A 25,925-nucleotide genomic window follows, 5' to 3' on the forward strand; every position below is an offset into this window, starting at 1 on the left:
GTATTCCGAGGAGAGGAACGCGATGAAGTCCCTGAAGGCCGCCGCTGTCGTTGCCGGGTCCATGGTCATCGCTGGTGCAGCCGCGCCGGCCTTTGCCTACGACGCCACGGACGTCACGCCCACCAGCCTCAACGGCGCGGTGAACACGCTCTTCAAGGAGCCCATCTCACCCGCACCCCTGCAGCAGCAGTCGAACGCGCTCGACACCGAGAACAAGGACTCCGTGCTCCACACGGTGAGCGGCGCGACCAAGTCCCTCAACTCCTCCGGCGGTCCCGGCCAGCTCCTCGGCGGTCTGCCCCTCCAGCGCTGACCCTCCTCGCGGTCTCACGGGGCCGGTTCCGCGAAGCCGCGGGACCGGCCCCGGTCGTTCCCCCACCCCTCGGGAGAGGGAACTCCCCGGTGTTCGAGGCGTGTCCCTCGTTCGTGTGGTCGGTCGTCGGCTGTCGCCCGGTCGGGTGAAAAGGCGGCAGGGTCGTTTGGCGGGCGTGGATAGGGTTCCGCGGTGACTTCAACTTCCGCTGAAACCCGCCCTTTCCGCCCCGCAGACCTCGGCACGCTCGTCGTCATGGCGTGGAGCGGAGAAGCCCCCGACGGGGACATGCCCTACCTGCTCGCCTACACCCTGGGGGACGGGCAGAGCGGTCCCGAGGGCTCCACGGCCGCCGTCGCGGATCTGCTGAGGAGCCTCGGTCTGTCCATCGGCGAGAAGGTCGTCGACGGTGCCGCCCATCCCAGCCTCCCGGTCACCCTGCTCGTCGAGGCGGGCCAGGCCGTCGTCACGATGCCGCAGCTCAACGCCCAGTGCCCCGCTCCGCCGGAGTGGCTCGACGCCGTCGGCCGACGCGGCTTCGCCTACCTGCTCTTCGCGACCCGCCCCTGGCCCGAGGCTCGGCCCGGCACGCCCGTCGAGCCCGAGGCCCTCGCCGCCTTCGCCGGTGACGCCGAGACGCTGACCAGCGCGGCACACGTCCTCCTGCCGGCCCGCAGCCTGCGCGGCTGATGGCCGCCCCGGCAGGGGGGTCGGCGGGTCGGGCCGGTACGGCGGGTGCCGCCGGTTCGGCCGGCGTGGCGGGCACATCCCGTACGGCGGGCGGCAGTCGTGCCTTCGCGATCCTGCTGCTCATCACCGGTGCGGCCGGGCTGCTCGCCTCCTGGGTCATCACGCTCGACAAGTTCAAGCTGCTGGAGGACCCGAACTTCACCCCCGGGTGCAGCCTCAACCCGGTCGTCTCCTGCGGCAACATCATGAAGAGCGACCAGGCCTCCGCCTTCGGGTTCCCCAATCCGATGATCGGTCTGGTGGCCTACGGCATCGTCATCTGCGTCGGCATGAGTCTGCTTGCCGGGGCGGCCTTCCCGGGCTGGTACTGGCTGACCTTCGACGCGGGCGCGCTGTTCGGGGTCGGCTTCGTGACCTGGCTCCAGTTCGAGTCGCTGTACCGGATCAACTCGCTCTGTCTGTGGTGCTGCCTGGCCTGGATCGCCACGATCGTCCTCTTCTGGTACGTGACCTCGTTCGTCGTCCGCAACGGTTTCCTGCCCGCGCCGGCCGGGCTGAGGAGCTTCCTGGGCGAGTTCACCTGGGTGTTCCCGGTGGTGCACCTCGGAGTGATCGGGATGCTCATCCTGACCCGCTGGTGGGATTTCTGGACCAGCTGACCAGCTGACCACTTGACCACCTGATCACCCGACGACCGGACCACCTCACCAGCCGACCAGTGGGCCGATAGGCCTCTCGGACTATTGCGGCAGTCGGGCGAATCTTCTGCTGAGGGAGATCTCCGGATCGTTCACCGAGTACGGACGCCGAGCCCCGGATCCGCCCATTGCCGAAAGGGACCGTACCGAGATGAAGCCGACCACCCGAGGAACCCTTGCCGCCGTCGTCACCGGTGTGGCGGCCGCGGTGGGCGCCTCCGCAGCCCCCGCCGTCGCGGCCGAGACGGTACCCGTCCCCGTACCGCTCGAAGGGGTGGAGCACTCCCTGAACGTGAAGATGCCCAGGCTGGGTGGGGAACTGCCGCTGCTGGCGCCGGGCGCCCCCGACGGGCCCAAGTACGTCGAGGGCCGACTGCTGCCCGCCAGTGCCCTGCCGCAGGTGCCGCTCGGCGCCGCGCTGCCGGGGCTCCGGGCCGAGACCCCGCTGCCCCGGATCGTCGGGGAGGGCTTCGAGCGGGTCGGCGTCGACGCCCCCGCCGCGGACCTGCGCACCCTCACCCCCGGGCTGAACGTGGACACCCCGCTGACCGCGCCCAACCCCGACGCGCTGGGCCTGCCCAGCCTCAAGGACCCCCAGGCGGCCGTCCTCACCCCGGTGCTGCGGACGGCGCCTACCGCGAACCTCGGGCTCGTCTGAGCCCGCGGCGACACGGAGGACGAGGCCCGGGCCACGTACGCGCCCGGGCCGGCCGCCCCGGGGGTCACCGCTACCGAACACGACGAGGAGAGAGTGTTGTTCGTCGGCAGAGTGACGAGCAGAGTGACGGTGGACCCCGACGCCGGCCGGAGGAGAACGCGCCGCAACGCGCTGCGTGCCCTCGGTGTGTCGGCCCTCGCCCTGGCCGTGGCCCCCGTCGTCGCCGCCGCGTGGCCACGTCGGTCGGCGCGCCCGGAGGAGTCCGACTTCGACGAGACGTACCGGGGCCACCGTATCCGCGGTGCCCAGGCCCACGCGGGCCAGGCCGCCTATCTGGGCGCCCGGACGCCCGGCGTCCACCCATGGGACGTCACCGTCGACGGACGCCCGCTGCACCTGATGCGGCGCGCCGACGGCACGTATCTGAGCATGATCGACCACTACCGCTCGTACCCGACGGCCCTGGAGGCGACCCGCGCCGCCGTCGACGAACTGGGCGCGGGCCGGCACCTGCGGGTGGCGGCCATGGTGGAGGGGGCGGTCGGCCATGGCCTACACGCGTAAGGACGTCAGCACCCTCACGCGCGGCGAGCGGCGGCGGTTCGTCGGAGCCCTCTTGGAGCTCAAGCGGCGCGGTGAGTACGACGAGTTCGTGCGCATGCACATCGACCACTACGTCTCCGACGGCGACGGCGGTCTGCGTACGGCCCACATGGCGCCCTCGTTCCTGCCCTGGCACCGCCGGTTCGTGCTGGAGCTGGAGAAGGCGCTGCGCCGGATCGACGACTCGGTGACCGTGCCGTACTGGGACTGGACCCGGGACCGTACGACCACCTCGGTGCCCTGGACGGTCGACCTGCTCGGCGGCAACGGCCGACGCTCCGACAAGCGGGTGATGACCGGCCCCTTCGCGTACGGGACGGGCAGGTGGACCATCACGGAGGGGCTCACGGACACCGAGTACCTCACCCGTGACTTCGGCTACCCCCGCAACCCCGTCGGTCTGCCCACCGCCCGTGACCTGGACGCGGCGCTCGCCGAGCCGGTCTACGACAAGGCTCCCTGGAACTCGGTCACCCGCGGGGGGTTCCGCAACCGGCTCGAAGGGTGGGGACAGGGGACCGGCAACGGCTCGTGGCTCAACCACAACCGGGTGCACCGGTGGGTCGGCGGGCACATGGTCGGCGGTGCCTCGGTCAACGACCCCGTCTTCTGGCTGCACCACGCCTTCATCGACCTGCAGTGGACCCGCTGGCAGCAGCGGCACCAGGGCGCGCGCTACCTCCCCGCCAAGCCGCCGGCCCGGGGCGACTCCCAGCGGGGGCGGATCCTCGCACGGGACGAGCGCATGCCGCCGTGGAACGTGACGCCGGGGCAGATGGAGGAGATCGGGAGCGTGTACCGGTACGCGTGACCGGTGCGCGTACCGGTCACGCGTGAGTGGTACGGGTGACCGGTGCGGGTAGCCCGTCATGGGCTCCGGGAACGGCGAGAAGCCCCCGGCGGTGAGACACCGTCGGGGGCTTCCTGGTACTGCCGTGCCGCTCGGGGTGCCGCCCCGTCAGTGGCCGTAGCCGGACGGGCCGGGGCTGCCGGCGTTGCCCTTGTGGTGGTCGCCGCCGTTGTTGACGCAGACGTTGCCGAAGGCCGGGTTCAGCAGGCCGACGATGTCGATCGTGTTCCCGCACAGGTTGATCGGCACGTTGACGGGAACCTGGACGACGTTGCCCGACAGGACACCCGGGGAGCCGACGGCCTTGGCCTCGGCGCCCGCGTCCGCCGAGGCCAGGCCGGCGCCGCTGAGCACGACGGCGGAAGTGCCGAGCGTGACGACGGCTGCCTTCGCGATGCGAGACATCACGTTCTCCTTCTTGATCGGTGAGCACGACCGCTTCTTGGTGGCCGCACGCCCCTTCAACGCGCCCGCGCACCGGGGGTCACGGCGTTCATGGGCGGATCACCCATTCCGAACCCGAGTGTGGCCACGGCCCCTTCACGCGCTCCGCGCGGGCCGGAAATCCCGTGCGCGCACGGGAGCCGGTGGCTACCCTCCGGGCGACGGGCGGCAGCCGGCCAGCGAGACAGAGGAGCCAACGGCGTGGAGAAGCGGACGGCAGTACGGGACTCGGGCGCTACGAGGGCTGAAGGGGCCGAGGCACCGGAACAGACCGATCCCGTCCTGCGGACCTTCGTGCGCGACGGACGTCTCGTCCGGCTGCCGGCCCGGTGGCAACGGAAGCTGGTCGTCCTGCGATACGTGGCCGAGCGGACCTTCGAGCCGGGAGTCGACTACCCCGAGCGCACCGTCGACGAGAAGCTGCGCGCCTGGTGCGAGAACACGCCGGTGGACCATGTGACACTCCGCCGCTACCTGGTGGACCTCGGCCACCTCCGCCGCCAGTCCGGGGCCTACTGGGTCCCCGAGACCACCACCCCCACGACCTGACCTCACCGACCCGACGAAGCCCCGGCGACAGCCCGAGCCCTCACCCCTTGGTTCTCTTCGCCATCCAGGCTCGGCACCTCCACCGTGCGAGGCCACCCCCGACCAGGGACACGAGGATGGCGCCCCAGTCGATGACGTGAGGCAGCCCCGGAGAGAACCCGAAAAAGGCGAGCACAAGGGCCATGCCGACGAGGAACGCGACATTCCCGACTCGCCGACGCCTCGCTTCCTGACGCTGCAATGCGCTCTGCCCGTCTTGTCGGTCGACCATGAACGACTCACTTCGTGATGTGGTGGCACTGGCTCACACGCCGCACACCGTTGACCTGGAGATGGGCGCACGCCTTCCCATAACGAGGCAGCGTCTGAGGAGAGTTGTTCCTCATCGGGTCGATCTTGCATTCACTGTGAGTCCTGCCACGCGAAGTGCGATAGATCCGATTGTTCACGTCCGCGTAGGTGAAATCGATGCGCCAGTTGCAGAACCCACTGCTCAACGCACCCACGAAGGCGCAGTCCACCCCTGCGTTCTGGTAAGTGATCTTCCTTCCGCTGCCGCGGATGACGTGCGTGAACATGCACCCCGTCGGCACCTTCACGGTCAGGCCGCCCACGGTGTATTCGAAGGTGCGCACGGGGGTTGATCCGATCGCGGTGGCGTGTGCCCCGGACGGAGTCGTGAGAACGAGTGCGCTTGCGGCTACCAGCGTCGTGAGGAGGCGGGCGATGCGCGACGTGGCCAAGATGGTCCCCTTGTGGTGATCTTCTGATGAGCACCTGGGACAACCGTGCCCCGCCGTCGGCGGTTACTTGATCTTGATACGTTCACCATCAAGTGTGATCAAGGCTTGAATGCGCAGTACATCCTGTCGACCCCTTCGATGTGCGGCACGCTGGGGCGTCGGCTGATTGCTCAGCGTGGTTGCGGGGTGGGGTGGACCGGCCCCGGACAGCAAAAATGCCCTCCGGAGGAGGGCGGGGTAGGGGCGCCCCCGGCAGGACTCGAACCTGCGGCCAAGCGCTTAGAAGGCGCTGGGTGGGTCGCGTGTCCCGCCCCTGCTGAGCTGCTTCTCTTCCGACGTTGGGCTCTTGTCGAGCGGCCTTCGGCACAGGGGCCGAGCTAGGGCCAGGGCGTCTCGTTTGATCAACAGGTAGACCTGGGATTGTCTCCCCGGAGTAGTAAGTGTTGCTGCCACTCGGCTTGCGGGATGCGATGGGTGGGTGGCTAGGAAACTGAGCGTTGATGAGCTTCGTCGTAGTGCCCATCGTCGCCGTGGCATAAGGCGGCGTCGACACCGTGGCCGTTCGGCGAGGTCCAGGTCTGAGGGCCGTGACCGCATGCAGATGGTCGCTCTGATCGCAGCCAGCCTGCCCGGGCTCGCGGCTCTGGGCGCGCTGCTGTTCACCTGGATGCAGGTCGGACAGGCCAGCAAGGAACTGCGGATCTCCGAACATGGGCAGATCACCAGCCGGTTCAATGCCGCTGTCGGCAATCTGGGATCGCAGTCCCTGGACGTCCGGCTGGGTGGCATCTACGCCCTGCAACGCATCATGCAGGACTCCGTCCGCGACCACCCCACGGTCGTATCCGTGCTGGCTGCCTTCGCGCAGCGGCACGCCGGATCGAGTACCAAGAGCCTCAAGGAACCACTGGCTGCCAGCCGCGACGATCACAGACCCAAGGCTGACGTCCAGGCGGCGATCGCCACGCTGGCCAGACGCCCCTCAGAACGGGACGGCGGGGCGATCATCGACCTGACTTATAGCGACCTCCGAGGCCTCCGTTTCACCGGCAAGGCCTCCATCAACCTCCCGGAAGCCGACCTGTCCGACGCCGATCTCCGCTGGGCCACTCTGAGTGGCGCAAACCTCCGCAAAGCATCCTTGAGCTACGCGAACCTAGAGAGTGCTTATCTTGATGGGGCCTATCTCAGGGCGGCGGATCTGACGGCGGCGAGCCTCGTCGGCACGGTTTTCACAGGCGCGAACCTTCGCGAAGCAGACATGACCTGTGGGGGCGGCATTCTTTCGGAGACCGGTCAGGAGATCGAGCCAGCATTCTGCGTGGACCTGCAGTACGCCTGGCTGGACGACACAGATCTTCGGAATGCCAAGATGAGCAACGCGGACCTTCGTGAGGCAAACCTGGCAGGTGCGGACCTTCGTCACGCGGATCTGACGAACGCGGACCTGGCCAAGGCGGACCTCACGAACGCGAACTTCCGTGGCGCCAAGCTGACCGGCGCGAAATTTCAGGATGCAAAGCGGACCGGTGCGCGCGGGCTCCCGTGAGAGGGCTAGTGGTGGCGATCGATCGGGATCTCATAGACGATCTCGCGGTGAGCGGCGGGGACCACGATGTCCGCCGTCTCCACCGGACGCCCCTGCTTGCGGTAGTACGTCCGTCGGATGTGCGTCACGAGTGCGGCCTTCTGGATACGAGAAGTGATGCCTCCTCGGCGGTCGCCTGCCTTGGCTCCGGCTGCTCCGCGGTCAATTCAGTCGCAGGTGTGGAGCTGACGCGCACTCCGTTACTCACAGGACGTCCTGCCGGTCCCAGTAGCCGGCTCCAAGGACGGGGGAGTTGTGGTAGTGCTGAACCAACCGTTCGAAATGGACCCCTTCAAGGGGAGAAGCATGAGTGCGCCGACCCACGATGTAAGGCTCGATGGCGGCCCAGACCTGCGGCGGGGAGCGGTGGAAGCAAGCTACTACGAGGTCGAAAGCCAACAGTCTTTGCTCGACCAGGACTCCCAGCATTTCGAGTTGATCGTGAAGTTGCCAGAAGGAGTGGAAATCTTCGGTACTCATACGGGCCGGATCAAAGTGCTCAGGCGATCCGAATTCACCACTGATGAGGCGACGTCGAAAATGGCGCGCTGCCTGCGAGTGATACTTCTCTTGGAAGGAGATGAGGAGCTAGACATGCCTTGAAAGGCGCGCCTCCTTGATCTGCGAGTACGCGAAAAACGAGGCAGTTATGATGAACACGGTTCCGACTGCGGCGCTAATGGCGCTGACGGCTGCCCACACATCCCCCATGTCCGCAGTACAGCACTTTGTCGAGCCCTTGGCTAGGTGGCGGCGACGCCCGCCAGCCCATGACGTAGCTCGGTGCTGGGACAGGCTTACTCGTCTCTGCTCCTAGGGGTATCTCCGGACGCGTCCATTCCGGTGAGCGCGCTGGACAACCACACTGGGAGAGAGACTGAGCGGTAGGGCAGATGACCTGTGGTTTCGTGGGTCGAGTCTGTAGGCGCGGTCACCTCCGTCGGCCTCCCTGGTTGACCGTAGCGACCCCCTGTATCTGGCACGGCTATGGCACGCGCAACTGCCCTCACTGCGTCGTTACCTCTGATCCGACCGGCACGAGGTCGGGACTCGGAAGGTGTTACGCAGTCCACACCTTGCTCAAAAGGATTCCGATGGCACACGTAGGCCCGGGCAGATTTTGGCTTTGTGTAGACGGGAAATAAACGGATCCCCGTAGCTCTCCTGATGGTCCTTCAATGTCCGGCAAACGAAAGAGCCGTCAGCGAAAACGCCAATCAGGGCATTGCTCCATGCTTTGAAGGCATGCGGGTCCGAACCCTTCGGAGTCGGCTCGCCGATCTCTGGATATTCAGAAGGTGGGTACTTGCCGAATATGTAATCGTAGAAGTCGATGATATAAATCGAAAGCAAGTCCGCTTTTGCTGTGCGCTCGGCATCGGCTTTCGACTCGTCGAGATAGCGCGCTTCGGCATCCCCCGGTTTTGCTGTGACGGCCTTGTACAGAAGTGGATCTTGCAGCGTTACCTGATCGAAGTCCAAAGTCTTTTCGAAAATATCCTGATTGTCGGACTGGTCGATCGTGGCTTCTAGTGATTTATTCTGCTCACTCATCTCGCAGGATTGCAGTCCCAAGAATAAAAGCGCGATGATTGCTGCTGGAGCAGAAAAGACCTCAACCCATTTTTTCGTGGTATCTAAATCGAAACTCGACAAAGCGCTTCCCCCGGCCCTCAGAGATAGGCTGCGGAGTAGATTTTCCCGATCCATGAGCGGCCGGTCTAGGGCGCATGGCGGCATTCACCGGATTTGAGTGCCAGTGGCAACGGCTTTCGGTTGTGGTGCAGGTGCACGAGTCTGTTGTCGAACAGCGCAGGGGTGATCCGCGAAGTCTGCGCTCTAGCGCAGACCCGAAGTTGGCGGTTCCGGTGCGGGTATGTAGTCCTCAGACGTCTCAGCGATGGGGGGCATATGAGTGGGATCGTGGACCAACTACCGACGCTGTTGGGCGTTGTAGTTGGTGGCCTGATGTCCTATGTGGTCGGGGCGCTCGCCGAGCGAAGCCGATGGCGTAGGCAGCAGGAGACACGCTGGGATGGCCAGCTCCTTCAGGCTTACAGCGATTACGGCCATGCAGTGAAGGAGTGCGCGACTCGCTACTTACGGCTTGCCGCCTACCGCGGTCTCACTGATCATCCGGCGCCCCTTGAACCGTCGGACGCGGAACTGGAGCAGGCAGCGGCCGCTGAAGGTCGGCGGTCGGCCATGGTGGAGGCTCTGAGGCTCCTAACCAACGCTGAGACCGCTGAGGCGATGCAAAGACTCAATCGTTGCGTTTGGCATCTCGAGTGGCTCGCCCGCGGCCAGTTGGCGGGCGAGCCATCGTCGTGGGCACAGGCTTTCAGTGACTACCGAGCTGCGCGGGTCGAGTTTTACGAGCGTGCTCGACGGAGCCTGCATATAGCAGAGATGGGGCCCTTGCGCGACGCACCCTGGCCTCCCCCTTGGCGGCCGGTCCGAGACCCTTCTGATCCGTAGCTCTGGATAGATCGGTCATTGGGGGGCATAGAGACTGCGGGGATAGCCGTGAGGGTTGCTGGCGGTTGCTGGGGTTGCTGTACTTCGTTGCTGCACAGCAGGATCGGCAGATGTCCCGATCAGTGGGCGCACATACTGCCGACCTGTGCCCTCAGTGTCTCGTCGAAGCGGCCCGTCCGGGCAGATCGATGACTGTTGAGAGGTGCGATGTGGTCGGCTACCTCTGCGATCACTGTTCGAACGAGTGGGCTCTGCCTGTCGAGGATGACCTGGACGTCCACGACGTCGTCAGGGTAGACCTCCGCAACGCCACGCTCTACGGCGAGGTCTGGCAGGTGGAAGGCGACCGCGTCCAGGTCCGCGGTACGGGCGGTGACTGGCTGCTGTGGGTCGAGCGGTGGAGAGTCATCGTTTGCTGAAGATCCTCCCTCCCCGTGCCCCAAATCTTCCCCGTTCTCGGGGAGCACCGGGCTTGCCGGCCTCGGTCGCGACCAAGGCATCGCCGCAGGGACGTGCACGCTTTCCAACTGTGTTGGTGGGGTGCTGAGGTGTGTGCGGGGGCGTTCACCTGGGTTCATGGGCGGCTGGCCGCACTGGCGGCGGCGCTTCCCGGCCTCGTTCTGAACGGCCGTGAACGGCGCTGAATGAGACGGAAACTGAGACGGGCCGCAGTACTACCGCGCACCTTGCCACCTCAGGAACATGATCACCTGGAGGGTGCTTAACCACAGGAAATCACTGTTTGTCCTACACGGACCGACTGGGGGTACCACCATGTACGCACCACTGTGAGAGGGCACTTATGACTACCACCCTTGCCAAAGGCGGCAACGCTGTCTTGTCCGCAGCGGTCTGCCGCGTCACCCTCACCTCGGTCACTACAGGCATCGACGTTTCTGCTGTTCTGCTCGGGCAGGACGGCAAGGTGCGGAGTGATGACGATCTGGTCTTCTACAACCACTCGTCGCAGGACGGGGTCGCATTGAACGGGCAGACGATTGTTGCGGATCTGGTCGCGATCCCTACGACAGTCGACTGCGTTGCGGTCGTCGCCAGCATTGACCCTGAGCTGCGGACTACCCACTTCGACGAGAGCAACACTCCTCACGCGGTCATCGAGTGTGGGAGCGCACGGATCACGTTTACGCCGCCGCCGCTCAGGCACCGGGAGACAGTGGTCATCCTCGTTGAGCTCTACAGACGGGCAGGCGGTTGGAAGGCAAGGGCAGTAGGCCAGGGGTGGGACACGGGGCTAGCGGGTCTAGCCTCGGACTTCGGCATCGTTGTTGATGACCCCGGGCCGTCCGCGGCGCAATCTCAATCTGCGTCGACGGGCGCGCAGACCCCGCGCACGCCTACTGTGCCGCCACGACCCACCTCACCGGGGTCTGCGCCAGTGCCGCAGACCCCAGCGACGCGCCCTCTCGTCCCGCTTGGCAAAGTCGCCCTCACCAAGGCCGGCCAGGCGACCATTGACATGCGCAAGGACGATCCGAGCCTCGTCGTGACGGCCACACTCGAATGGAATGGCGGGAGCGCAACCCGAAGACAAGCTGGCGCTGACCTCGACCTGTACGCCCTCTATGTTCCTGGAAGTCTTGTCACCCCGCTTGGCAAGCGACCGAACAAGTCAGATCAGGTGGTCTACTACCGGCAACTCGGGTCGCCTTTCGCGCCGCCCTACATCGCCCTGGATGGCGACTCCCGGGTGCCTGGCCGCGAGACGATCACGATCCGTCGCCCCGACCTCCAGGGCTACGTCCTCCTGTGTGCCTATAGCGCGGTGGAAAACGGGACCGGTTCGTTCAAGTCCTACGGTGCTCGGACAGTCGTTGCCGACGGGCGGGGTTCCACAGTGACGGTGCCGCTGTTCAACAACCGCCACTTGTCCTACTGGGTCGCCATCGCTTTGATCGACTTCACCGTTCCCGGCGGTGCCCAGATCCGGCACGTAGAGAAGTACAGCGGCAACCATGTCGAGGCCCGCCCTACCCTCTACTCGAACGGGAATTTTCGCATGAGCACTGGAAAGGTCGAATTCAAAACGAGATAGCCGGAAGCAAGATCAGATCCATCCTCAAGTGGCTGGCGCCTCCTGGGCTCCCGCATCTGGAAGATCTGAGCTTGGGAAGCTGAGGTGATCTAGGGCTTACTGTGAGCCTGACCTGGGGCGGGAACATGCTGGCACCCGGTTGGCCGGTTCCTGGCGTTCCCCGCAGTTCCCCGTACGATCTGGCACGCGGCCACCCCGGTGAATCCGCGCTCGCCGCCACCATCCACCGCGATCTGCGACTCAACCGCGAAACAGCCCGCGAAGCCCTGCGCGCCGAAGGGAGCACAGCATGACCACAGCCGTCTGCTCACGCAGCATGCTCACCCTCGCCGAGGTGTGCGACGAGCTGAGCACTACGACTGGCGGGCCAAGCGGCGCGCGCCCGTCCGCATTCTGCGGCAGCACATCGAGGACGAGGAGCTGAAGCCCGGTGATCTCCTCTTTCAGGGTGAGAACGGTGGCGTCGTTGCGGGATCCGTTATCCGTCGTGCCTGGCGCAGCGCTCGGCAAGCCGTGTTGCCACCGCACGTCTTCAACTCGCCGACGGGCAGGCGGGTCTACGACGCCACACACGCCTCACCAAGTGGCTCAATGACGGCATACCGCCTGCTCAGGCCCGACTGGGCTGGCAACAGTGTGCCCGTGCTGCTGGCCACCTACGCCCGGTGCGTCGGCGGGCAGCTGCCTGACCTGAAACGGCGGCTGGAAGCCGTTGGAGATCTGCCGGATCCTGTCGAAGATCAGTTCGCTGATCCTCGCGCCGCTCGCCGGGAATCCTCCTGAGCGGCACCGACAACTTCGACACGTATGCGACACGGCGACCCGCTGGATCCCACTGACAGCCGTACAGCCCCGGAACCACACCCTCTGCCATGGAGGGGGTTCCGGGGCTCTCTGCCGGGTCCCGGTTGGCGTCCGACCAGCAAAAACGCCCTCCCGGAGGAGGGCGGGGAGTGGGCGCCCCCGGCAGGACTCGAACCTGCGGCCAAGCGCTTAGAAGGCGCCTGCTCTATCCACTGAGCTACGGGGGCCGGGTGTGGTGGCCTCTGTCGTGGTGCCCGGGTGTGGGCTGATCCGTGACGTTGCCGGGGACAAGGATAGGGCTCCCGAGTCCTTGTCCCTGTTGCTTCGCCTCCGTGGCTCAATGTGGAGGTTCAGTGAAGCGGTCCTGATAATCGCAGGCAGGTACGAATCGTGCACCTCTTTTGCGGCCTCGGGCCCCGGGTGTTGTGCACTCGTTATGCCTGCGCCCCTCTCGTCCCCTCCGTCCCGTGTGTCCTGTCGGCGCGCAGGCGTGCTTATATGCTTCAGAAAGTCCACAAAATTGGGCATTCTTCGCATGTGGTGACCTTGGACGTACGGCCTCAGCTGCTCGACGCGCTCTCCGCCCTGCGCGACCGTGTCGCCGCCGCGCGCTTCCCGCTGCCCCTGGCAGGGGCCCCGCGCGCGCGTGCCAACCGCGACGAACTGCTCGCGCAACTCGACGACTACTTGGTGCCCCGGTTGCGACAACCCGAAGCGCCGCTGCTCGCGGTGGTCGGGGGGTCCACCGGAGCCGGCAAGTCCACTCTCGTCAACTCGCTGGTCGGACGGAAGGTCAGCGAGGCAGGCGTGCTGCGTCCGACGACCCGCACGCCGGTACTGATCTGCCATCCCGAGGACCACCACTGGTTCAGCGGCATGCGGGTCCTGCCCAACCTCGCACGCGTGTGGGTGCCGCCGCACGAGCCGGGCCAGGACCCGGGAGACGAGTCGTTCCCAGCGGAGGGCGACGGTGGCGGCGGCAGGAACGGCGAGCGGTTCCTGCGCATCGAGACCGCCGACAGCCTCCCGCCCGGCCTCGCCCTCCTCGACGCGCCCGACATCGACTCCCTGGACGCCGACAACCGCGTACTCGCCGCCGAACTCATCTGCGCCGCCGACATCTGGGTGATGGTCACCACGGCTTCCCGCTACGCCGACGCCGTGCCGTGGCATCTGCTGCGGTCGGCGAAGGAACACCGGGCGACTCTGGTCACGGTGCTCGACCGGGTGCCCCACCAGGTCGTCTCCGAGGTCTCCCGGCAGTACGGCGCGCTGCTGACGAAGGCCGGACTCGGCGACGTACCCCGCTTCACCGTGCCCGAACTCCCCGAGTCCGCCTGGGGCGGCGGGCTGCTGCCGGGCACCGCCGTCGCACCGCTGCGGACCTGGCTCATCCAGCAGGCGACCGATCCGGGAGCCCGCCACCAGGCCATGGCCCGCACCGCACACGGGGTCCTCGACTCGCTGCGGTCCCGGATGCCCGAGCTGGCGAGCGCGGCGGCCCAGCAGTACTCCGCCGCCCTCCGGCTCACCGCCGCCGTCGACTCGGCGTACGACAGCGAGCACGCGCGCGTGAAGGGGCGTCTGCAGGCCGGGGCCGTACTCGCGGGTGACGCCCTCAAACGGTGGCGCAGTTACCCCCTCGACTGCACCGCCGGCGAACTGCTCGACGCCCTCGTCGAGAGCCTCGGCACCCTGCTGCTGTGCGCGGTCACCGCCGCCGACGAGCGCATCGGCGAGGCCTGGAGCCGGGAACCGGCCGCTGTGGAAGCCGGACTGATGGAACGTGACACCACCGGGGAGAGCGTCGAACACCGCATCGGGATCACCGTACGGCGCTGGCGGCGGGTCCTGGAGGAGTACGCCGAGGAGGAGGTGCGCGACCTCGATCGGAGCGTTGCCCCGGACGCCGAGGTGGTGGCCGCCCTGGGCGCCACGGCCCTGCTGGGCGGCCGTCGGGCCCGGTCCGCTGGGGAGGGGCTCGCGGAACGGATCGGCGCGCACGGCGCGCTGCGGCTGCGCGACCGCGGCGGAAGGCTGCTCACCGACTATCTCGAACGCGCCCTCGACACCGAGCGGGACCGCCGGCTCGCGCCGCTCGACGCCCTCGACGTCCACCCCGAACCGCAGGCCCAGCTCATCGCCGCCCTGTCCGTACTGCAGAAGGAGAGGTGACCGCCGTGACCGCCGTCACTGATCACACGGATCAGACCGGGGACGAAGTCCCCGAGAAGGGTGACGACAGGCCGGCCCGTCAGGAGCCCGGCAAGGAGTTCGACGAGAAGTTCCACGAGAAGTGCCACGAGAAGTTCGGCAACGACGTCGGCGCGGCGTTCGGCAAGAAGGTCGGCAAGATGGTCGATGAGAAGGGCGAGGGCCGCGCGGGCGGCCTCGCCGCCGGGGCCGGGCGTACGGAGCGGTCCGAGGAACGAGGGGCGATCGGGGGTCGGGACAGGACGACCGCCGGTCCGCCGGTCCGCCCGAGCCGTGAACCGCGTCCTGGGGGCGGCGAGAACGACGTCCACGCGCGCGTGGACGACCGTTTCGGCGACCGCGTGTCCCGCCATGAGTTCCGTGGCGCGTCCGGCGGTGAGTCCCGGGGCACGTCCGGTGACGGGTCCGCCCGGCCGGACTCGGACGCGTCCGTGCGTACGAAGCCGGACGTGTCCGCGCGCCCGGAATCGGGTGCCTACGCGCGTACGGAGCCGGGCGCCCACGCGCGTACGGAATCGGGTGCCGCGCGTACGGAGTCCGGTGATCCCTGGGACGACGGGCTCATCGCCCGGCGTGCCAACGAGACGGGGCACGCCGAACGGGTGCCGACCGTGGAGACCAGGACGCCGGCCGCGCAGTCGGTCGTCCCGCTCGCGTACGACGGGCAACTGCGGTCCCGGCTCGACGCGCTGCGGGAACTGGTGGGACTGTCGCGCACCCGGCTGGACAGCGCCACCCTCGCGGAGGCGGGGCGGGTGCTGGACGAGGCGGCGGCGCGGCGCAGGCTCTCCGGGCAGCACACGGTCGTGGCCATCGCGGGCGCCACCGGCAGCGGCAAGTCGACACTGTTCAACGCGCTCGCGGGGGTGGCGATCTCGGAGACGGGCGTACGCCGGCCCACCACGGCTGCGCCCATCGCGTGCAGTTGGAGCGACGGCGCGGCGAGCCTCATCGACCGGCTGGGGATTCCGGGAAGGCTGCGGCGGCGGCCGTTGCAGAGCGCGGAGGCGGAGGCGCAGTTGCGTGGCCTCGTCCTGGTGGATCTGCCCGACCACGACTCGGCGGCGGTGCAGCACCGCGAACAGGTCGACCGGATCCTGGCGCTGGTGGACGCGGTCATCTGGGTCGTCGACCCGGAGAAGTACGCCGACGCGGTCCTCCACGAGCGCTATCTGCGGCCCCTGGCCGGTCACGCCGAGGTCATGTTCGTCGTCCTCAACCAGGTGGACCGCCTCCCCGGGGACGCCGCCCACCAGGTGCTCGACGATCTGCGGCGGCTGCTCGACGAGGACGGCGTCGCGCTGGGGGAGCACGGCGAACCCGGTACCACCGTGCTCGCGCTGTCCGCGCTCACGGGGGACGGCGTGGGCGAACTGCGCGACGCGCTGGAGCAGTTCGTGGCCGAGCGGGGCGCGCCCGCCCGCCGGGTGCGCGCCGATCTGGACGTGGCGGCCGCGCGACTGTGGCCGGTGTACGCCAATCAGCGGCGCGCGGGGCTCAGTGAGCGGGCGCGCGACGAGTTCGCCGCGCGCCTCGCGGACGCCGTCGGCGCCACCGCGGCGGGTGAGGCCGCCGAGCGTGCCTGGCTGCGCAACGCCAACCGCGCCTGCGGCACACCCTGGCTGAGGTTGTGGCGCTGGTACCAGGACCGGAGCGAACCCCCCACGGGGCGGCTCGCCCTGACGGCGCCCGTGGACGAGGAGGCCACCGCCCGGCAGCGCGTCGAGCAGGCCGTGCGTACGTTGTCGGAGCGCGCGGCGAGGGGGCTGCCCCTGCCCTGGGCCCAGGCGGTGCGCGAGGCGGCCGTACGGGGGGCGCAGGGGCTGCCCGAGGCGCTGGACGAGCTGGCGGTGCGGGCCGGGGCTCCGGCGGGGCGGCCGCCGCGGCCGGGCTGGTGGCCGGCGGCGGTGCTCGCGCAGGCCTCCATGACGTTGGTCCAAGTCGTGGGAGGGCTGTGGCTGTTGGGCCAGATCATCGGCTTCATGGCACCGAATCTCGGGGTGCCGGTGCTGCTGATGGTGATCGGCATCGTCGGCGGTCCGGCCGTCGAGTGGGGGTGCCGCCTGGCGGCACGTGGTCCGGCACGGCGTTACGGCCATGAGGCGGAACGGCGGCTGCGGGAGGCCGCCGCCGGGTGCGGGCGGGCCCGGGTGCTGGAGCCGGTGGCCGCCGAGCTGCTGCGGTACCGGGAGGTGCGGGAGCAGTACGGACGGGTGTTGGGGGCGGCGCCGGTGAGGTGAGGGTTCACCCCCTCGGGTGACGGGGTTTTCCACAACCGGCGAGTAGCACACAGGGCTCAGCGGGCCCGGCCCGACGGCGGCAGTCTGAACACGCGGCGATCACAGCACCGCCGCACGACGGGCGCAGCAGCCGTACGGGACGGGCCCGTACGCGTGCCCGGTGCCGTCGGCGTCCGACGCCGGCGTGAGGGAGGGGTTCGCGAGATGAACGAGACGATGGTGTGCGTGGTGGGGAACGTGGCGACCCAGCCGGTCTGCCGGGAGTCGGCGACGGGTTCGTCGGCCCGGTTCCGGCTGGCGGTGACCTCGCGGTACTGGGACCGCGAGAAGAACGAGTGGACCGACGGGCACACCAACTTCTTCACGGTGTGGACCAGGCGCACGCTCGCCGCGAATGTGGCGTCGTCCGTCGCGGTGGGTGATCCGGTCGTGGTGCATGGGCGGTTGAAGGTGCGCACCGAACAGCGGGACGGGCAGAGTCGGGTCTCGGCGGACGTCGACGCGGTCGCCGTCGGCCACGATCTCTCGCGGGGCACCTCGGCGTTCCGTCGGACGCCCAGGGGCGAGGCGCCGATCGCGGCTCAGTTCCCGGCCCAGCCGGAGCCGGCCTGGGAGACACCTCCGCCCGGCAGCCGGCTCGACACCACCGCCGAACTCCGGCCGGAGCCAGCCGGTGTGACGTGAGCTCAGGCACAGCCTCAGGAGCGCGGCTCGTGATCGGGACTCGCATCAGGACGTTGGATCGGGGGTATCGGACGCCGGGATGTCGGATCGTGCTCCCTCGGCGAACGTGCTGTGAAGAGCCTGTGCGCACACTCCATCGACTTGTCGATAAGCGCTGTTCGCGAGCTGTGCAACCGATAACGATTCCGATTCGGATCGGTTGTCCGACGATACGACTGGGAAGAGTGGTGCGCCACATCCCTAGGATGCCGGGCATAGCTCACGGGGCTTCTGATTCTGCTGGTGGGACCACACCCCCCACATCAACGGGTCCTGCTCGAAAGGAAATTCTGTGGTTTCTTGGTTCTCGGCGTCGGTCTCCGGTCGGTCCGGGCGCGCCGCGCGCAGGCGATCGGCCGGCCGTCTCGCCGCCGTCTCGCTCGCGTCCGGTCTTGTCGTCGCGGGTGTGATCGGCACCGCGAGCCCGGCCGCCGCCGACGAGACGCCGCAGAGCTCCGGCGGGGCGACCGCGACCATAGGCGGCCTCAAGACGTACGGGACGGCCGTGCTCCGCACCGACGAAGGCCAGGAACAGCAGCTTCCCGCAGGGCTGTTCGAGATGTTCGTCGACGGCGGCGGCACCCTGCAGACCTACTGCGTCGACGTCCAGAACCCGACACAGAAGGACGCCAAGTACCAGGAGACGCCCTGGAGCGGCACCTCGCTGGGAGCCAACAAGGACGCGGGCAGGATCCGTTGGATCCTGCAGAACTCCTACCCGCAGGTGAACGACCTCGCGGCGCTCGCCGGCAAGGCCGGGGCCAAGGGCCTCACCGAACAGGACGCGGCGACCGGCACACAGGTGGCGATCTGGCGGTACTCCGACGGAGCCGACGTGACGGCCCTGGATCCCGAGGCGGAGAAGCTCGCGGACTACCTGGAGAAGAACGCGCGGAACCTGACGGAACCGGCCGCCTCCCTCACCCTCGACCCGCCGGCGGTCTCCGGTCGTGCCGGCGAGCGGCTCGGTCCGGTCACGGTGCGCACCAACGCCGACGGCGTGACCGTGACCCCGCCCTCGGAAGCGACCGCGGGCGGCGTCCGGGTCGTCGACGCGGACGGTGAGCCCGTGACGTCGGCCGGTGACGGCGGCGAGCTGTACTTCGAGGTGCCCGAGGACGCCGCGGACGGTACGGCCGAACTGACCGTGCAGGCCTCGACGACGGTCCCGGTCGGCCGTGCCTTCGCCTCCGAGACCCGCAGCCAGACCCAGATCCTCGCGGGCTCCAGCGAGTCCACGGTCTCCGCGACGGCGACCGCGCACTGGGCCGAGAAGGGCGCGATACCAGCACTGTCCGCCGAGAAGAACTGCGCCGAGGGCGGGCTGGACATCACCGCCGCCAACGAGGGCGACAAGCCCTTCACCTTCGAGCTGATGGGGATCAGGTACACCATCGAGGCGGGCGGGACCAGGACGGTGACGATTCCGCTGCAGGAGGACCAGGCGTACGACTTCACGATCGAGGGGCCCAACGGCTACGCGAAGCAGTTCCGGGGCGTGCTCGACTGCCGCACCGAGACCGAGGCGGGCGTGAGCGGTGACTCGGTCCAGACGCTGAGCGAGCCGAGCCCGGCGACGGTCGGAGGCGGCACGGTCACCGACACCGGAACCGACCTCGCCGAGACCGGCAGCTCCGGTGCGACCCCGTTGATCGGCGGCATCGCCATCGGGCTGGTCGTGATCGGCGGCGCGGTGATGATCATCCTCCGCAAGCGGAACCCCTGAAGAGTCTGCAGAGATCGCAGGACGCGGCGGCGAGGAACCGTCGGGGGAGAGCTCCTTGGCAACTCAACAGTGAGTGACCGCTCGGTGACACATACGGTCTGAAGCGGCCCCGGTACGCCCCCGAGGCGCCGGGTCCGCGTCGCCGCTGCGGTGGCTTCACCATCCGGTTTCCGTCGAGGGCTGGCCGTGCGGCAAGATGGGTGGTACTGCCCACTGCCAGATCTCAAGTTGCCGGACGGTTTCTCTTGGCTGAGTACATCTACACGATGCGCAAGACACGCAAGGCGCACGGCGACAAGGTGATCCTTGACGACGTCACGCTGAGCTTCCTGCCCGGCGCGAAGATCGGTGTGGTCGGCCCGAACGGTGCCGGTAAGTCCACCGTCCTCAAGATCATGGCGGGTCTGGAGCAGCCGTCCAACGGTGACGCGTTCCTCTCGCCCGGCTACACCGTCGGCATGCTCCTGCAGGAGCCGCCGCTGGACGAGTCCAAGACGGTCCTGCAGAACGTGCAGGACGGCGCCGCCGAGATCATGGGCAAGCTCAAGCGCTTCAACGAGGTCGCGGAGCTCATGGCGACGGACTACTCGGACGCGCTCCTGGACGAGATGGGCAAGCTCCAGGAGGACCTGGACCACGCGAACGCATGGGACCTGGACACCCAGCTGGAGCAGGCCATGGACGCCCTCGGCTGCCCGCCCGGCGACTGGCCCGTCACCAACCTGTCCGGTGGTGAGCGCCGCCGCGTCGCCCTGTGCAAGCTGCTGCTCGAGGCGCCCGACCTGCTGCTGCTCGACGAGCCCACCAACCACCTGGACGCCGAGTCCGTGCAGTGGCTGGAGCAGCACCTCGCGAAGTACCCCGGCACCGTCGTCGCCGTCACCCACGACCGGTACTTCCTCGACAACGTCGCGGGCTGGATCCTGGAGCTCGACCGCGGCCGTGCCATCGGCTACGAGGGCAACTACTCCACGTACCTGGAGACCAAGCAGACCCGTCTCAAGGTCGAGGGCCAGAAGGACGCCAAGCGCGCCAAGCGGCTCAAGGAAGAGCTGGAGTGGGTCCGCTCCAACGCCAAGGGCCGCCAGGCCAAGTCCAAGGCGCGTCTGGCCCGCTACGAGGAGATGGCCGCCGAGGCCGACAAGATGCGGAAGCTGGACTTCGAGGAGATCCAGATCCCGCCGGGCCCCCGACTGGGCAGCGTGGTCGTCGAGGTCAACAACCTCAGCAAGGCCTTCGGCGAGAAGGTCCTCATCGACGACCTCTCCTTCACGCTGCCGCGCAACGGCATCGTGGGCATCATCGGCCCGAACGGCGCCGGCAAGACGACCCTGTTCAAGATGATCCAGGGTCTGGAGGAGCCCGACTCCGGTTCGATCAAGGTCGGCGAGACCGTCAAGATCTCCTACGTCGACCAGAGCCGCGAGAACATCGACCCCAAGAAGACGCTGTGGGCCGTCGTCTCCGACGAGCTGGACTACATCAACGTCGGTCAGGTCGAGATGCCCTCCCGGGCCTACGTCTCCGCGTTCGGCTTCAAGGGCCCGGACCAGCAGAAGCCGGCCGGGGTGCTCTCCGGCGGTGAGCGCAACCGCCTCAACCTGGCGCTCACCCTCAAGCTCGGTGGCAACCTGCTGCTCCTCGACGAGCCGACCAACGACCTCGACGTCGAGACCCTGTCGTCGCTGGAGAACGCGCTCCTCGAGTTCCCCGGCTGCGCCGTGGTCGTCTCCCACGACCGCTGGTTCCTGGACCGGGTGGCCACGCACATCCTCGCCTACGAGGGTGAGTCCAAGTGGTTCTGGTTCGAGGGCAACTACGAGTCGTACGAGAAGAACAAGATCGAGCGACTCGGTCCGGACGCCGCCCGTCCGCACCGTGCCACCTACAAGAAGCTGACCCGGGGCTGATCGATCTTGCGGCACATCTACCGCTGCCCACTGCGCTGGGCGGACATGGACGCGTACGGCCACGTCAACAACGTGGTCTTCCTCCGCTACCTGGAGGAAGCCCGTATCGACTTCCTGTTCCGCCCGGAGAAGGACTTCAAGCAGGGGTCCGTGGTGGCACGCCATGAGATCGACTACAAGCGGCAGTTGGTCCACCGGCACCAGCCCGTGGACATCGAGCTGTGGGTCACGGAGATAAGAGCGGCGTCGTTCACGATCACCTACGAGGTGAAGGACCCGGACCAGGTCTACGTCCGCGCCTCGACGGTGATAGTGCCGTTCGACTTCTCGACGCAGCGGCCCCGCCGGATCACCTCCGAGGAACGTGAGTTCCTGGAGGGGTACAGGGATGACGAGGAAGAGGCCGTCGCCGCATGACGGTGCTCCACCTCGCCGACGAGGGGGAGGCGGCGGATCTCGCGGCCTTCCTCTCCCGGCTGCTCCACTACGACCGTGGTGCCGCGGTACGTCTCCAGGCGGCCGGCACCGCACTCGCCGTCTTCGGCCGGCCACCGTCCTTCGAAGTCCTGGCGATCCGGGCAGTGCGCCTCGCCAAGCCCTACGAGGACGGGATCGACGTCACGCTCGACGTGACCGTGTCGGCCGGCGAACTCCTGGAGTCGATCGACGAGTCCGGGGCCACGGCGGTCGTCCCGGAAGCGGTGACCGGACCGCCGTGGGCCGGGGTGCTTCCCCCGCGCGGCGGCTGGCGGCCGGAGACGGGGCTGCCCGCACCGGACGCGCTGCGGGCGATGGTCTCCGCGGCGGTGCGTGAATTCCGGTCCCGCACCGAGGAACTGCCGCCCGAACGCCGGACACGGGCCGAGTTGGACGGGATCGGGCGGGAGATCTGGTCCCGGGTGGTCGGGGACACGCCCCTTCCGGTGCGCGCCGTGCACGCGGCCCAGTCGCTGGGCTTCCTGCGCCCGCCGCGCGGGTCCGGCACGCCCGAGACGGCGACACCGGAGCTGTTCTCGTCGGGGGCGTGGCTGAGACTGCGCACACCGTACGGATCGATCGCCGTACGCAGGGCGGGACTGGGAACGCTGGGCGTCAGCGTCCGCTGAGTCCCCGGGACGTCGCCGCGCGAGTGGGCAGATCACGGCCGTGAGGGCGAAGAGGAGGGCAACGCCCTGGCCGAGTGCTGCCGCCCGCGCGCTGCTCGTCTAGCCCGGGGCGTTCACCATCGAGGCGGCCGCGTAGGTGAGGTAGTTCCACAGGGTGTGCTCGTGTTCCTCGGAAAGGCCGAGGTCGTCGACGGCGTCGCGCATGTGCTTCAGCCAGGCGTCGTGGGCGGCGCGGTCGACGGTGAAGGGGGCGTGGCGCATGCGGAGTCGGGGGTGGCCCCGGTTCTCGCTGTACGTGGTGGGCCCGCCCCAGTACTGGATCAGGAACAGGGTGAGGCGGTCCTCGGCCGGGCCCAGGTCCTCCTCGGGATACATGGGCCGCAGGATCGGATCCTCGGCGACACCCTCGTAGAAACGGCGCACGAGGCGCCGGAAGGTCTCCTCGCCACCGACCTGCTCGTAGAAGGTCTGCTCCTGAAGCGTGCCGCGCCGAATCTCATTCACGTTCCCCATGGTCTCAGACGCGGCGGCGGAGGACCTGAGGCTTAGGACCATCACGAAGAGGGCGAACCGGCTGATTCCGGAACGAAGTGGCGCGGTGCTCGCCTCTTGCGGCGTCCGGCCGCACAGTGGAGGTATGGGCACGCACACTGTGGACCACGACTTGGAACGTCTCGCCGCCGAGGCGCGGTCGGCGCTGGTGCGTGAGATAGAGGCCAGCGGGGCGTGGGACGCCGCCCCCGAGTGGCGGAAGGCGTTCGAGAGCGTCCCCAGACATCTCTTCGTCCCGTACTACTACGTGGGCGTCCAGGGCGGCTTCGAGCCGCTGTGGGGCGAGGAACGCGACCCCCGGCGGCGGGCCCGCTGGGTGCGTGGTGCCTACGCCGACACGCCACTCGCCACGCGGGTGCGGGACGGGGAGCTGATCTCCTCCAGCAGCCAGCCGTCGCTGATGGCGAAGATGCTGGCCGAACTGGAGGTGGAGGACGGCGACCGGGTGCTGGAGATCGGCGCCGGCACCGGTTACAACGCCGCCCTGCTCGCGCACCGGCTGGGGGACGACCTGGTCACGACCGTCGATCTGGACGCCGACATCACGGAGGCGGCGCGCAGGCATCTGGACGCCGCCGGATACCACCCGACCGTCGTCACCGGGGACGGCGCGCGCGGGGTGCCCGAGCGGGCGCCGTACGACCGGATCATCGCCACCTGCACACTGCACTCGATCCCGCGCGCCTGGCTCGCCCAGTGCACTCCCGGCGCCCGCATCCTGACGCCCTTGGCGACGGGGCTGGTACGGCTTCGGGTCGAGGACGCGGAGCACGCGGAAGGGCGCTTCCTGCACACCTCCGCGTACTTCGTGCCCCTGCGCGGGGGCAGTGGGCCGGAAGCGGTGCATCCGCATCTGGGCGGACTGCCGCACCGGGCCAGGGACCACGAGCTCTTCCGGTTCCTGCTGGCTCTCACGTCGGCCAGTCTCGACCCGCACGAGGCGCTCGCGCTGTGGCAGCGCGAGGGGATGCCGTCGCGGGAGCGGTACGGCATCACGGTCCGCGGCGAGCACGCCTGGGCCTGGCTGGACGACCCCGAGGGGCCGTACGCCTGGCCGCTGCCATGACCGCGCCCCGGGCGGGCACCGCCGGGGGAGGGCGACCGACGGCTCAGGGCCGACCGATGTGCTCGGTCGGCCCTGACAGTGGCGCTGCCGCGGAGCGTCAGCCCCGGCGGATCGTGATCGTCGTCCACGCGCCCACATGGACCCGGTCCCCGTCCTGGAGGGGGATCGGGACGAAGGGCTGGATGGGGTCCTCGGAACCGTTGACCGTGGTGCCGTTCGTGGAGTTCTGGTCGACGACCGCCCAGCTGCCGTCGGGCTGCTGCACCAGTACCGCGTGCTGGTGGGAGACGCCCGGGTCCTCCGGCGGCACCGAGAGATCGATGTCGGGGGTGTCGCCGGTGGAGTGGCGGCGCCGTCCGATGGTGATCTGGTTGCCGGTGAGGGCGCGCCGCTGCTCCGGGGAGTACGCGGGCAGGTTCAGGCCCGCGGCCTCGGGGCCCGAACGCTGCATCATCGCCATGAAGTAGTCACGATCAGGGCCGATGGTCGCGCTCCAGGTCGTCGGCGCCTGCGGGTACGCGGGGCCGGGCGGGGCCTGGGTCGCACCGGGCTGCGGGTAGCCGTAGCCACCCGGACGGGTACCCGCACCGCCGGGGCCGCCGGGGCCCGCAGGTCCACCGGCACCACCGGGGCCGCCCGGGCCGGTCGACGGCGGGGAGATCACCCAGTCGTCGTCACCGCCGAACGAGGGGCCGGCACCGGAACCGGGGCCGCCGGGGCCGCCGTGACCTCCGGGCTGGGGTCGCCGGGTCTCCTGCGGGAAGGCGGGCGGGGCGTGAGCCCCAGCCTGCTGGAACCCCTGCGGCGCCCCGCCGGGACCCTGACCGCCACCGGGACCCTGACCGCCGTGGCCGCCGGGCCCACCGGGGCCGGAGCCGCCGGGGAAACCGGACCCGCCAGGTCCGCCAGGTCCACCGTGGCCGCCGGGCCCACCCGGCGTAGGGCCGGGCGGCGGCGGAACCGGTCGTGAGGGGTCGCCGCCGAAGCCTGAGGGTCCGGGGCGTGAAGGATCGCCGCCGAAGCCCGAGGGGCCGGGGCGCGAAGGGTCACCACCGAAGGCCGAAGGCCCAGGGCGCGAGGGATCACCGCCGAACGCGGACGGACCGGACTGCCCCGGGCCGGACTGCCCCGGCCCCGGCTGCCCTTGACCCGGCTGTCCCGAAGGTCCGCCGCCGAAGCCGGAGGAACCCCCCGGCCCCGACGGGCCACCGGGGCCACCCGGACGTCCGGGTCCGCCGGGACCCTGACCGCCATGGCCTCCGGGCCCACCGGGCCCGCCCGGACCAGACGGCTCGCCGCCGAAGGGCGGCCCCGGCGGGATCGGCTCGGCGGGACGGTTCACCTGGGAGGGGCGGGAGCTCTGGTAGTCGTAGCCGTCACCACCGCCGCCGTAGGACGGCGGAGGCGGCTGCTGGAAGCGGAGCGCCGGATTCCCCCCGGCGCCGGGACCGCCCGGGCCGGGGCCTGGACCTCCGGGGCCGGGACCGCCGGGACCGGGGCCACCCGGCCCCTGTCCGGGCGCCGGAGGCCGCGGTGCGGCCGGTGTGTACGTGGTCGCCGTGTTCGTCAGGAAGTTCCACCGGCACTCCTCGCAGAAGGGCGCGCCGCCCTCGCGGGGTGTGCGGCACTGCGGGCAGAGTTCCGGTTCGGCGGCGAGGTGCGGGCGTCCACCGGGACCCCCAGGTCCCCCAGGTCCCCCAGGTCCGCCGGGTCCCCCGGGACCGCCCGCGCCCGGAGGCGGGGGAGGGGAGCCGGGCGGCGGGTATCCGTAACCGGCGCCCGGGGGCGGCGGTGGTGGCGGCGGGGGTACGGCACCGGCCATACGGTGACCGCAGACCTCGCACCAGTCGTCGGAACCCGACTGGTGTCCGTTCGGGCAGGTCGGCATGTCGGCGCTTCCCCCTCTCCTTTCCGGCC

General features: G+C 69.0%; 24 protein-coding genes, 1 tRNA gene and 2 pseudogenes. 19 read left to right on the plus strand and 8 right to left on the minus strand.

Annotated features, from left to right (window positions below; translation table 11 throughout):
* Positions 1 to 22: 22 nt before the first annotated feature.
* The 6 genes from RM704_RS20630 to RM704_RS20655 all read left to right on the plus strand — a co-directional run bounded on the left by RM704_RS20630 (position 23) and on the right by RM704_RS20655 (position 3,773).
* Positions 23 to 313 carry a hypothetical protein gene (locus RM704_RS20630; RefSeq protein WP_033531366.1) on the plus strand — a complete coding sequence of 97 codons (291 nt, stop codon included), beginning with the start codon at positions 23 to 25 and terminating at the stop codon, positions 311 to 313.
* A 192-nt stretch (positions 314 to 505) separates the two neighbouring features.
* A complete protein-coding gene (locus RM704_RS20635; protein WP_033531367.1) occupies positions 506 to 1,003 on the plus strand; it encodes a DUF5949 family protein in 498 nt (165 codons plus the stop codon).
* Positions 1,003 to 1,662: a vitamin K epoxide reductase family protein gene (locus RM704_RS20640; RefSeq protein ID WP_438828932.1), complete on the plus strand. Its 660-nt coding sequence runs from the start codon at positions 1,003 to 1,005 to the stop codon at positions 1,660 to 1,662. Before RM704_RS20635 ends, RM704_RS20640 begins: the two co-directional genes overlap by 1 nt.
* Before the next feature lie 190 nt (positions 1,663 to 1,852).
* Positions 1,853 to 2,359, plus strand: a complete 507-nt coding sequence (locus tag RM704_RS20645; protein WP_033531369.1) for a hypothetical protein — start codon at positions 1,853 to 1,855, stop codon at positions 2,357 to 2,359.
* Between the two features lie 93 nt (positions 2,360 to 2,452).
* Positions 2,453 to 2,923 carry a tyrosinase family oxidase copper chaperone gene (locus RM704_RS20650; RefSeq protein WP_033531370.1) on the plus strand — a complete coding sequence of 157 codons (471 nt, stop codon included), beginning with the start codon at positions 2,453 to 2,455 and terminating at the stop codon, positions 2,921 to 2,923.
* The gene (locus RM704_RS20655; protein WP_033531371.1) at positions 2,907 to 3,773 is read left to right on the plus strand and encodes a tyrosinase family protein; all 867 of its coding nucleotides are present in this window, start codon (positions 2,907 to 2,909) and stop codon (positions 3,771 to 3,773) included. Before RM704_RS20650 ends, RM704_RS20655 begins: the two co-directional genes overlap by 17 nt.
* Before the next feature lie 147 nt (positions 3,774 to 3,920).
* Here the strand turns inward: RM704_RS20655 and RM704_RS20660 are convergent, their stop codons facing one another.
* Positions 3,921 to 4,217 (minus strand): chaplin, encoded by a 297-nt coding sequence (locus RM704_RS20660; protein WP_192829820.1) that lies wholly within the window; start codon positions 4,215 to 4,217, stop codon positions 3,921 to 3,923.
* 312 nt (positions 4,218 to 4,529) lie between these two features.
* Between RM704_RS20660 and RM704_RS20665 the strand changes: the two are divergent.
* Positions 4,530 to 4,805 (plus strand): annotated as a pseudogene (locus tag RM704_RS20665) (DUF2087 domain-containing protein); the annotation flags it as partial.
* Positions 4,806 to 5,083: 278 nt separating this feature from the next.
* On the opposite strand, the gene RM704_RS20670 reads toward RM704_RS20665, so the two are convergent.
* Positions 5,084 to 5,548, minus strand: coding sequence for a hypothetical protein (locus RM704_RS20670; RefSeq protein WP_311590983.1), 465 nt, complete (start codon positions 5,546 to 5,548; stop codon positions 5,084 to 5,086).
* 595 nt (positions 5,549 to 6,143) lie between these two features.
* Between RM704_RS20670 and RM704_RS20675 the strand changes: the two genes are divergently transcribed.
* Positions 6,144 to 7,097 (plus strand): pentapeptide repeat-containing protein, encoded by a 954-nt coding sequence (locus tag RM704_RS20675; protein WP_052146456.1) that lies wholly within the window; start codon positions 6,144 to 6,146, stop codon positions 7,095 to 7,097.
* A gap of 5 nt (positions 7,098 to 7,102) precedes the next feature.
* Here the strand turns inward: RM704_RS20675 and RM704_RS20680 are convergent.
* From RM704_RS20680 to RM704_RS20690, 3 genes and pseudogenes are all read right to left on the minus strand, one after another.
* A pseudogene (locus RM704_RS20680) lies at positions 7,103 to 7,296 on the minus strand (UTRA domain-containing protein); the annotation flags it as partial.
* A gap of 44 nt (positions 7,297 to 7,340) precedes the next feature.
* On the minus strand, positions 7,341 to 7,718 hold the full coding sequence (locus RM704_RS45600; protein ID WP_438828934.1) for a DUF4760 domain-containing protein: 378 nt from the start codon (positions 7,716 to 7,718) through the stop codon (positions 7,341 to 7,343).
* A 498-nt stretch (positions 7,719 to 8,216) separates the two neighbouring features.
* Positions 8,217 to 8,792 carry a hypothetical protein gene (locus tag RM704_RS20690; protein WP_157856802.1) on the minus strand — a complete coding sequence of 192 codons (576 nt, stop codon included), beginning with the start codon at positions 8,790 to 8,792 and terminating at the stop codon, positions 8,217 to 8,219.
* Between the two features lie 1,010 nt (positions 8,793 to 9,802).
* Here RM704_RS20690 and RM704_RS20695 point away from each other — a divergent pair.
* The 3 genes from RM704_RS20695 to RM704_RS20705 all read left to right on the plus strand — a co-directional run bounded on the left by RM704_RS20695 (position 9,803) and on the right by RM704_RS20705 (position 12,450).
* Positions 9,803 to 10,033 (plus strand): hypothetical protein, encoded by a 231-nt coding sequence (locus RM704_RS20695; RefSeq protein WP_311590984.1) that lies wholly within the window; start codon positions 9,803 to 9,805, stop codon positions 10,031 to 10,033.
* Between the two features lie 383 nt (positions 10,034 to 10,416).
* The gene (locus tag RM704_RS20700; RefSeq protein ID WP_033526437.1) at positions 10,417 to 11,667 is read left to right on the plus strand and encodes a TerD family protein; all 1,251 of its coding nucleotides are present in this window, start codon (positions 10,417 to 10,419) and stop codon (positions 11,665 to 11,667) included.
* A gap of 336 nt (positions 11,668 to 12,003) precedes the next feature.
* Complete coding sequence (locus tag RM704_RS20705) at positions 12,004 to 12,450, plus strand: hypothetical protein (RefSeq protein ID WP_311590986.1); 447 nt, start codon at positions 12,004 to 12,006, stop codon at positions 12,448 to 12,450.
* Positions 12,451 to 12,625: 175 nt separating this feature from the next.
* Here RM704_RS20705 and RM704_RS20710 read toward each other — a convergent pair.
* Positions 12,626 to 12,698: transfer RNA gene (locus RM704_RS20710), tRNA-Arg, on the minus strand.
* A gap of 271 nt (positions 12,699 to 12,969) precedes the next feature.
* Here RM704_RS20710 and RM704_RS20715 point away from each other — a divergent pair.
* The 7 genes from RM704_RS20715 (at position 12,970) to RM704_RS20745 (ending at position 22,390) form a co-directional block, all read left to right on the plus strand.
* Positions 12,970 to 14,646 (plus strand): dynamin family protein, encoded by a 1,677-nt coding sequence (locus RM704_RS20715; protein ID WP_052145946.1) that lies wholly within the window; start codon positions 12,970 to 12,972, stop codon positions 14,644 to 14,646.
* 179 nt (positions 14,647 to 14,825) lie between these two features.
* Positions 14,826 to 16,925, plus strand: coding sequence for a YfjP family GTPase (locus RM704_RS20720; RefSeq protein ID WP_438828935.1), 2,100 nt, complete (start codon positions 14,826 to 14,828; stop codon positions 16,923 to 16,925).
* A 204-nt stretch (positions 16,926 to 17,129) separates the two neighbouring features.
* Entirely contained in the window at positions 17,130 to 17,609 is a 480-nt protein-coding gene (locus RM704_RS20725; protein WP_033526433.1) for a single-stranded DNA-binding protein, read from the plus strand.
* A 331-nt stretch (positions 17,610 to 17,940) separates the two neighbouring features.
* Positions 17,941 to 19,374, plus strand: coding sequence for a Cys-Gln thioester bond-forming surface protein (locus RM704_RS20730; RefSeq protein ID WP_078937043.1), 1,434 nt, complete (start codon positions 17,941 to 17,943; stop codon positions 19,372 to 19,374).
* Positions 19,375 to 19,619: 245 nt separating this feature from the next.
* Positions 19,620 to 21,284 (plus strand): energy-dependent translational throttle protein EttA, encoded by a 1,665-nt coding sequence (gene ettA, locus RM704_RS20735; RefSeq protein WP_078937042.1) that lies wholly within the window; start codon positions 19,620 to 19,622, stop codon positions 21,282 to 21,284.
* A 6-nt stretch (positions 21,285 to 21,290) separates the two neighbouring features.
* Positions 21,291 to 21,701, plus strand: a complete 411-nt coding sequence (locus RM704_RS20740; RefSeq protein ID WP_033526432.1) for an acyl-CoA thioesterase — start codon at positions 21,291 to 21,293, stop codon at positions 21,699 to 21,701.
* The gene (locus RM704_RS20745) at positions 21,698 to 22,390 is read left to right on the plus strand and encodes a DUF8010 domain-containing protein (RefSeq protein ID WP_033526431.1); all 693 of its coding nucleotides are present in this window, start codon (positions 21,698 to 21,700) and stop codon (positions 22,388 to 22,390) included. Before RM704_RS20740 ends, RM704_RS20745 begins: the two co-directional genes overlap by 4 nt.
* A gap of 99 nt (positions 22,391 to 22,489) precedes the next feature.
* On the opposite strand, the gene RM704_RS20750 is transcribed toward RM704_RS20745, so the two are convergent.
* Positions 22,490 to 22,903, minus strand: a complete 414-nt coding sequence (locus tag RM704_RS20750) for a globin (protein ID WP_033526430.1) — start codon at positions 22,901 to 22,903, stop codon at positions 22,490 to 22,492.
* 124 nt (positions 22,904 to 23,027) lie between these two features.
* Between RM704_RS20750 and RM704_RS20755 the strand changes: the two genes are divergently transcribed.
* Positions 23,028 to 24,008: a methyltransferase domain-containing protein gene (locus RM704_RS20755; protein ID WP_033526429.1), complete on the plus strand. Its 981-nt coding sequence runs from the start codon at positions 23,028 to 23,030 to the stop codon at positions 24,006 to 24,008.
* A gap of 97 nt (positions 24,009 to 24,105) precedes the next feature.
* Here the strand turns inward: RM704_RS20755 and RM704_RS20760 are convergent, their stop codons facing one another.
* Positions 24,106 to 25,896 (minus strand): FHA domain-containing protein, encoded by a 1,791-nt coding sequence (locus tag RM704_RS20760; protein ID WP_078937041.1) that lies wholly within the window; start codon positions 25,894 to 25,896, stop codon positions 24,106 to 24,108.
* Positions 25,897 to 25,925 lie beyond the last annotated feature (29 nt).

It is taken from the genome of Streptomyces gottesmaniae (assembly GCF_031845845.1).
GTDB classification, from domain to species: Bacteria; Actinomycetota; Actinomycetes; order Streptomycetales; family Streptomycetaceae; genus Streptomyces; species Streptomyces akebiae.